The sequence below is a fragment of the Microcoleus sp. A6-C6 genome (genome assembly GCF_036705955.1).
Taxonomy (GTDB): Bacteria; Cyanobacteriota; Cyanobacteriia; order Cyanobacteriales; family Microcoleaceae; genus Microcoleus.
This window is the reverse complement of record NZ_JAUBVR010000135.1, coordinates 1-7,577: the sequence shown is the minus strand read 5'-3', so window position 1 is coordinate 7,577 and position 7,577 is coordinate 1. Positions and strand designations below refer to the sequence as shown.

8 protein-coding genes and 1 pseudogene are annotated in these 7,577 nt (G+C 46.2%); 5 read left to right on the top strand and 4 right to left on the bottom strand.

What is annotated here, in order from left to right; all coding sequences use genetic code 11:
• Nucleotides 1-103 precede the first annotated feature (103 nt).
• The 4 genes and pseudogenes from QUB52_RS28130 to QUB52_RS28120 all read left to right on the top strand — a co-directional run.
• Nucleotides 104-679 carry a cation-translocating P-type ATPase C-terminal domain-containing protein gene (locus tag QUB52_RS28130; protein WP_332968598.1) on the top strand — a complete coding sequence of 192 codons (576 nt, stop codon included), beginning with the start codon at nucleotides 104-106 and terminating at the stop codon, nucleotides 677-679.
• A gap of 178 nt (nucleotides 680-857) precedes the next feature.
• Complete coding sequence (locus QUB52_RS28125; RefSeq protein WP_265239878.1) at nucleotides 858-1,052, top strand: IS4/Tn5 family transposase DNA-binding protein; 195 nt, start codon at nucleotides 858-860, stop codon at nucleotides 1,050-1,052.
• A gap of 17 nt (nucleotides 1,053-1,069) precedes the next feature.
• Nucleotides 1,070-1,279: a hypothetical protein gene (locus QUB52_RS29370; protein WP_442923235.1), complete on the top strand. Its 210-nt coding sequence runs from the start codon at nucleotides 1,070-1,072 to the stop codon at nucleotides 1,277-1,279.
• A gap of 64 nt (nucleotides 1,280-1,343) precedes the next feature.
• Nucleotides 1,344-2,246, top strand: a pseudogene (locus QUB52_RS28120) (IS4 family transposase); the annotation flags it as partial.
• A gap of 148 nt (nucleotides 2,247-2,394) precedes the next feature.
• On the opposite strand, the gene QUB52_RS28115 reads toward QUB52_RS28120, so the two are convergent.
• Entirely contained in the window at nucleotides 2,395-3,024 is a 630-nt protein-coding gene (locus tag QUB52_RS28115) for a hypothetical protein (protein WP_332975563.1), read from the bottom strand.
• Nucleotides 3,025-3,093: 69 nt separating this feature from the next.
• On the opposite strand from QUB52_RS28115, the gene QUB52_RS28110 reads away from it, so the two are divergent.
• Complete coding sequence (locus QUB52_RS28110; protein ID WP_332975562.1) at nucleotides 3,094-3,219, top strand: hypothetical protein; 126 nt, start codon at nucleotides 3,094-3,096, stop codon at nucleotides 3,217-3,219.
• 21 nt (nucleotides 3,220-3,240) lie between these two features.
• Here QUB52_RS28110 and QUB52_RS28105 read toward each other — a convergent pair whose 3' ends face one another.
• From QUB52_RS28105 to QUB52_RS28095, 3 genes are all read right to left on the bottom strand, one after another.
• Entirely contained in the window at nucleotides 3,241-3,786 is a 546-nt protein-coding gene (locus QUB52_RS28105) for a hypothetical protein (protein WP_332975561.1), read from the bottom strand.
• A gap of 148 nt (nucleotides 3,787-3,934) precedes the next feature.
• The gene (locus QUB52_RS28100; RefSeq protein ID WP_332975560.1) at nucleotides 3,935-5,272 is read right to left on the bottom strand and encodes a cytochrome 450; all 1,338 of its coding nucleotides are present in this window, start codon (nucleotides 5,270-5,272) and stop codon (nucleotides 3,935-3,937) included.
• A gap of 320 nt (nucleotides 5,273-5,592) precedes the next feature.
• Nucleotides 5,593-7,577, bottom strand: a 1,985-nt coding sequence (locus QUB52_RS28095; protein ID WP_332975559.1) for a calcium-binding protein, incomplete at its 5' end; no start/stop codon positions are given.

Below are 7,577 nucleotides of genomic sequence, written 5' to 3'. Positions count from 1 at the left end.
AAGTTTCTAGTATCTTATCCTGTTTCTAGCAAGGCAAGAGTAAAAATAAGTTAAGAGTTGGGATTCAATCCAGTAAAACTCTCTATTATATCATAAAATTATTTTGCAAGAGGTCTATTGCAACAAATTACCAAGGGCAGCAGCCCCAACTTTTCCAGAGCAACTATCACAACCCCGCCCCAAGTCAAAACCCTTGCTGGATATGTCTTTATTGCTGCGTGCCTATTGCTTTCTCGGATTGCTGGAAGGGTTGGCAGGAATGACAGGTTTTCTGTTGGTTTGGTGGGCAAATGGCTACGGAATTACGGAGTTGCAGGCGATTAATTCGACCATTCTGGCACGATCGGCGAATGCTACCCAGATGGCAGTTTATCATCAAGCAACGACTGTGACATTAGCTGCGATCGTTGCTTGTCAGGATGGCAACGTTTTTGCTTGCCGCAGTGAGCGCGTCTCGATTTTTCGCTTAGGCTTTTTTAGCAACCGTTTGATTTGGTTCGGGATTGCTGTTGAGTGGGCGCTGATTCTATCGATTATCTATGTTCCAGCCTTACAAAAAATCTTTGCCACTGCACCGCTATCTCCCGTGCAATGGTTGATACTGCTCGTTTGTCCGCCATTAATCTTGATGGCTGACGAACTCCGAAAGCAAATCTTGTACAGGGTGGCGCATAAATAGCCGTAGGGTGCGTCGCTTGCAGAAAATCCCCAAAGAACGATCGACAATTGAATAGCGACGCACCTGAGAAACACCTTACTTTTCACGGCATCTCTGAAAGGTAGAGTAGGAGGTCATTCTAGGCAAAAGGGGTAGATGGTGATATAATCTGGTTAAAATCAAGTAAAGGCAGGCAAAAATGTTGAACTGGTGGGAGAAAAATTTTGCAACTTGTGAATTAGGAGATGAGAGATTAAACAATAGAGCCTATGCAATCGGCCAAGCCCTAAGCCAAGGGTTTGGGAAAGGATTGTCAGAAATATTCTCAAATGCAAACGAGCTAAAAAGAGCTTATGAGTTTTTGCCAACAGCAAAACAAAATTTGACAGAATAATTAAACCTCACTGTCAAATGACCTGTGAAGCCGTGGAAGAATATGAAGTCGTATTATCCGTAGGAGATACCACCTTTCTCGATTATGGCAGCATCAAAGCCAAAAGGGAAGGATATGGGCCCACAGGCAACGGTGGCAACGGATTAATTTTACATAGTGCCTTGGCGCTCACTCCCGAACAAGGACAAGTAATGGGACTGTTATGGCAAAAGCTATGGAACCCTTGAGCACAAAGAAAAGCCACCGAAGGATGAAACCGCAGCAGCCAAAAAACAACGACAGCTTTTAGCGCGAAAAGCTGCTCGTCAACGCCCATTTGAAGAAAAAGAGTCTTATCGATGGGTAGAAGCGATGACCGAAGTCGAGCATGAAGTCAGTAATAGCACCCGAGTAATTCATGTTTTCGACCGAGAAGGAGATATTACTGAAGTGTTCGACTCTTCACGTCAACTGAAACATACAGGAGTATTAGTACGTGCAGCTCATGACCGTAGTCTAGACCAGAATAGCGAACGTCTGTGGAAAAAATTGGAATCGCAACCGAGCAGATTTGAGCAGGAAATCAAAGTACCAGAAACTGGTAAACGTCAGGGAAGGATAGCTTCATTGGCAGTGCGCTTCTCTCAAGTTCAGCTACGAGTTCCCTATCGCTTTGATAATCGTGATTCATTACAAGTTTATGCTGTTTATGCAACTGAAATTAATTGCCCAGAAGGCGAAACACCTTTAGAATGGATGCTTCTAACTACCGAAGTCGTAGAAGATATCGAAACTGCCCTCAAGATTCTGCGTTGGTATACTTATCGTTGGCGGGTGGAAGATTATCATAAAATCTTTAAGTCTGGCTGTAAGTGTGAGCGCTACAGACTTGCTGCTGAGGGTATGAAGCCCTTGTTAGGCTTTTTAAGTGTTTGTGCCGTCGAGCTTTTACAGATTACTTATCTACATCGTAATCAACCTGATTCTCCTGCGGTTGAAATTCTAAGTCCAGTACAAATTCAAGTTTTAAAGGCGAGATTCCCAAAATTTCCGCCTGTGTTAACGGTTGCCTGGGCAGTGGAATCGGTTGCTTATCTTGGAGGCTATCTTCAACATCGGCGTAAATCTCCAATTGGGATTCAAGTCCTCTGGCGAGGTTGGTCAAATTTACGTGATCTGTGCCAGGGCTGGCTTCTTGCTACAAATCATACTTAACGGGAAAAGTAAGGAGAAACACGCCCGTGAAAACAAACGCAACATTTTTGTGTAGCAAGACTTTTGCGATCGCGTTTAGGAGTGTGCGCGGTGCGATCGCACTACCAAAATAAACAAGCTGAATCAAGGCGAAGCAAAGAAGCTGGTTTTAGACAAAACCAGGAAATTTCTCACTCAAACTTCGATCAAAATAATACTGACACCAAAATTCTGCTACTTCTAACAACATCGGTATAGATTCAGGAGTTATACCTGAACCATACTGCGGGGCATAACGTTCTACATATTCTCTAGCTAGTTTATAAATCCAATAGGGAAAATCGTTGTCTACGAAACAACGCAGTGCATAGTCTAATTTCAATAAATATCCACTGCGGACAAAATGTACTGTTGCCCAGTGAACATTACGACGATCGTCCCCTTGTAGGTCATTAATTGTTCTCAATAACCTATAGATAGATTGCGTGCCTTCATCAGTAGGATTTTCTAAGTAAATTTCCATTAGGGGGATCGCCTCATCGACTACCTGTTTGTGCTGTTCCCATTCTTCTTGAGGGTAGTGTTCGGGACAAGTAGCCTGATTCATCTGGTGTTGTACTCGTTTAGCAATGTAGAGCGCAAATTTTTCGGCGGCAACTCGATCTTCTGTGCACAAACTTTTGATACTTGTCAGCCTGGTTATGGATATAGCAAATCGAGTTTTTTCAACTTCTTTGGCTGTTTGAACCCATTTTTTGATTTTATTGGCAATAGGAGCTTGTGAAGTTTTTGGTTTCATTTTAATTAATAGAATGCACAAATTTTGTCGTCTATGTCTTTGTGTATTATACAGAAAGCTATGTCATAGATGCCGATCGCCATTTCGGTTGTTTTTCGGGAATTTTGCTGTGAAAGGGCGATCGCACTGGGAGTCGCGGGTTCAAATCCCGCCGCTGCGATCGCAAAAACCCGCCGAATTAAGCGGGTTTTGTAGTTTTCCTAAACCTAAATCTTTTCATTCTTGAGCAATGATTAAACAATCACTGCCAACTTTCGACAGAAAATCTGGAAACGCTGATGTGGGGTTTCCATCTTTCTTGACAACTCTGCGGAGTGTATAGCCTTTTTCAGGAGCTCTGCCGAAAAACGAGTTTCTGCGATCCCAAATATCCCCATTCGGAGTGTTCGGATCTCGATCGATCAAAAAATCCATCAGCCACGGCGGTACAGACAATCCAAACACGATCGGCGTGATGTGCCCGTGCTGCAAAGTTGAATCTGAGAAGCGGAACAAGTAGCTGAAGCGAGAAAATTTGACGGCATAAAGTAACATCCGTCCCGCCATTGATGAATGAAATGTCCAGACAACTGGATCATAAATCCGCAGCAATAACGTTCGTTGGTTAGCATTCCATTCAGAATTGTACATCGTCAGACAATAGTCTGGCAAAATATTCCCGTCCATAAAGAAGATACCTTGGAGGGCTTCGGGAAATTCGGGTGGATGTTCTGGTTTCATCCAAGTTGCGATGTCTTTTAGTTTCTTTGTTTCGATTAACATGGTATTATTTAACCTCGAAAATAGTTGTGATTTCCTGTCAGGTTAGATACCCCCTTTATTTATTAGTCTGTGAAGGTGGACTTCTTTTCAAGGCCGGGGGGACATTCCACAAGCAATTTGATGTGTTGTGGAACAGGCATCTTGCCTGTTACGATCGCCGAACTTTACCAACTGTACTCATCACATCCACCAGCATATTCATTGCAACGTCTTTAGCGGGGCAAATCCGTCCCGCGCTGCGATCGCCCACCGCATGAAAACCCATATGATAAGGGCACAAATTCTCGCGGTTAGCGTTGAATTCGTACACCGTAGAGCCCCAGAAACTCCCGTCAAGCAGCCCTAGACTGAGCGGTATCAGTACCTTGGTGCCGGCGGGGAAAGTGCGTTCTTTGCCCCCTACCGTGGCGGTAAATGGCTCTGTGGCGACTCGGTGGGTGGCGCTGACGGGAGCCCAGAGGCGCGCACATTCCAGGAGGAAAAGCTCGATCGACTGGCGATCGTCCAAATCGAGATCGTCCCAAAACTCAGTCGGATTAATTTCAGCCGTCTGTGTTCCTTTATACGCGGGGAGAGGGCGGTATCCCATAGCCGTGTAACCTAGGTGCAGGGGGCCTTGCAGTCCCGCTATCCCCATAATCGCTGTCATCAGCTTCGCCAATTCCCGCCTAGTCATCCCGTTGTTTTCCGAGTTCTCCTCGAAGTCGGCTAAAGCGGGAGAATTTTCGTAAATCGTCGCCGCGCGCTCGATGAGAGCCGACAAATCCCCGTGTCCAAACAGGTTCAGGCTTTGCAGCAGGCTGCCGGCGACGGCGAAGTAGTGCGCGGGGCTTTGGCGGATGTAGTGTAAATCGGTGAGAAGTTCGATCGCAGGCTTGTCATCTGGGTTAATCCCAAAAATTACGTAGTGCAGGTATGGGACTAAAAATCCCATCCAACCGCGCTTCACATCCGTAAAAAACGCTCCCCCCGCGCCGTGCGGCATCTCGGTATAATCTGCTGCTAGCCGATCGAGTAACCGTCTGCTGATTTCGTCTCCTTGGCGAGTGGTTGTCGCACTGTTGAAGAGATACTTCTGCATACAGCTTCGGAAGGCTGCGTGGTTGCTGCTACCGTCTGGTTCGCGATCGGACAAAGACAGCAAAAACAGGTTCCTACCGCCGACATCTTGGTTGGGGGAGAGATCCGGATCGAGCACAGAAGTACCCAGCCTCCATCCGCGCGCCTGGGGCGATGTGAGTGCTGCTTCGAGTGTGGCAAATTCTCCCATCACCACTTGTCCCGCGCAGCAAAAATTAGCCCCGAAAGCCAGCCGTTTGATTTGCAAATAGGTGGGTTCGTTGGCAATTAAACCCTCAATTAGGGCGATCGCGGGCAGCATCGTTTTGCTGAGGCCCTCCTCTGGGTTTTGCAAAGCCCAAGCCTGAAACTCATTCAGGGCCGGGTTCATCAGCGGTGAGAAAATAGTATCTAAATTTAGGTTCATGATAATTCCTCCGAGATCCTCTGGCTATAACACGCTTCGCCTTTAGCAGCAAGAGGGTATTGAGTCCTTATTGAGTAGGATTCAATACCCCCAGAAATGCGAAAATCAGTAAGTATAACTATAGCCATGTTTATTGGTGAACGTCGTGGCAATATAGATTAATTCTACTGAATATGTTTGCGTCCAAGTCTAGCCTGGTTCCGGAGATTGACTGTAATTGATCACGATTGCTGGTAAGTATATATACTCTCTAGTTTTTAAGTGTTAGCGCCAATTTCTGAGAGTCGCAGATAACTACGGTTATCTGCGACTACTTGCTATTAGATTGAGGCAAAATCGGCGACACTAATCAGACTCGAAGATACCCCAGTTAGAGAAGCAAAAACTTTTCCGGTTGAGGCAAAACTAATCTGAGTTATGCCATTACTTTCAGTAATCGCCAATTGCGAGAAAGTCACTCCATTACCGAGAATCAGCAAATCTTTGCCATCTTCAAAATCGGCAACAGTATCGATGCCCGCATCAATAGATAGTAAGAAGCGATCGCTCGCCAAGCCTCCAATCAAAGTATCATCTCCCAAATCGCCGCTGAGGTAATCGTTGCCTTCACCTCCTAGCAGAATATCATTGCCTTGACCGCCGTAGAGGGTATCGTCGCCCTTTTCACCCATGAGGATATCTTCGCCTCGATTGCCAGAAATGAAGTCATTGCCAGCACCACCTGTCAAGGTATCAAAACCCTTACCGCCGTAGAGAGTATCGTCGCCGATTCCGCCATCGATCAAGTCGTTGCCTTGATTGCCGTTGATCCAATCATTGCCATCAAGGCCAAACAGGAAATCATTTCCCTTTTTGCCGCGCAACAAATCATCAGCAGCGCTACCGACTAGGGTATCATCACCATCAGTGCTTTCGACAGTGTTTTGGCCATCTTTGACTAATTCTATACCGCTATCGGGGAAGGGTTCTTCGGGATTTGAAGGTGCGCTGGAATCATCTGTTACAGTATTGCGGACAGTAGGGTTGTTAACTGTCGCCGACTGAATTTGGGTATTTAGGGATGCGCCTGTATTTTCTGCGATCGCCTGCTGAATCGTTTTACTTCCTGCTGCTACTTGCTGCAAGTCTTTGGCGACTTCGCCTTGTTCGACTTTTTGTACGCGGGCTATTTCGGTGGCTGCATCTGAAGACGAGGAATTGCTGGATGCGATCGCATTAATCCGCTGATTGCCCTCTGCAATAATTTTTGCAGCATCGGAGGCAATGGGAGATACTTGCGGGGAAAGCAGTTCGCCTGCCGCCGACAGAATAATGGTCTGCAATTGTGCTGGATTGCTTAAATCGAGAGTGCCAGATTTTATTTGGTTGGCAAGGGTGAAAATAATGCGATCGGCAATCTCATTTTTAGCAGTGGTTGAAGCACCGCTAATTAAATTAGTTACCAAGACAATGGTATTTTGTACTTTGGCGTGGGCGGCATAAACAGCTAACCCGTTCGGATCGTTTTGAGTAATTGCTTCTAGCGGATCGTAGCTGCCCAAATCAACATCAGCCGGCAGCCCCAGCGCCGATTTCACTTGAGTTTCAGCAGTTTCAGGGTTAGTACCTTGCTGGGCTAACTCAGCGATGACGGTAGTTAAAGGTGTCACCACCTCTGACTCGGGAGTAGAAGACAACTGAGTGTCTAGAGGCAAATAGGTCGAGACATCTATCCCGTTGGTCATAATAATTTTGCCTTCGGTAGAGTCGATCTTGCCATCCTGATTTTTGTCAAACTTTTCTAGTTCTATTGTGAGGTCGAAGCTGCCATCAGGGTTAGTAAAGGCGAAGGGTTCATTATCATCTCGCACCCCATTGAAGTTGGCATCAAAGAAGACTTGCCCACCCGTTATGTAACCGTCAATGGCACGACTCTTGCGCGTCGAACCACTTCCCAATCGGAAGTCAGCCAGTTTGATTTCACCCAGGTGCTTCTCGTAAGCTGTGTTCCATGTAACCTTAGGGAGTTCCGTCCAGCTCAATTTGACCGAGCGATAATCAGCCTTAAAATCTAGGGCGGCTTTGACATCGCCATTGACTTCAAACAGGTTCAGCGGATTACTGATACCGGAAGTAATTTCTGAGGCATGAATTTTGCCATCGCCACTGGTGCCCTTGCTCAGGTCTTCGCCCACGTCGAGCAAGTCTAACTTAGCATTCGCCTCAATACCGCCCGTGAGATAAGCTTTAGCGTAAGGATTCAGGTAAAAAATAGTTGATTGAGAGCCGAAAAATATGGTAATGTAGTCAGATGAGCGAAAAGCCA

What these genes read in the sequence shown, in the direction of transcription:
- QUB52_RS28125 (WP_265239878.1), top strand. Translation starts at nt 858, where the DNA reads ATGTTGAACTGGTGGGAGAAAAATTTTGCAACTTGTGAATTAGGAGAT.
- QUB52_RS29370 (WP_442923235.1), top strand. Translation starts at nt 1,070, where the DNA reads ATGACCTGTGAAGCCGTGGAAGAATATGAAGTCGTATTATCCGTAGGA.
- QUB52_RS28115 (WP_332975563.1), bottom strand. Translation starts at nt 3,024, where the DNA reads ATGAAACCAAAAACTTCACAAGCTCCTATTGCCAATAAAATCAAAAAA.
- QUB52_RS28110 (WP_332975562.1), top strand. Translation starts at nt 3,094, where the DNA reads ATGCCGATCGCCATTTCGGTTGTTTTTCGGGAATTTTGCTGTGAAAGG.
- QUB52_RS28105 (WP_332975561.1), bottom strand. Translation starts at nt 3,786, where the DNA reads ATGTTAATCGAAACAAAGAAACTAAAAGACATCGCAACTTGGATGAAA.
- QUB52_RS28100 (WP_332975560.1), bottom strand. Translation starts at nt 5,272, where the DNA reads ATGAACCTAAATTTAGATACTATTTTCTCACCGCTGATGAACCCGGCC.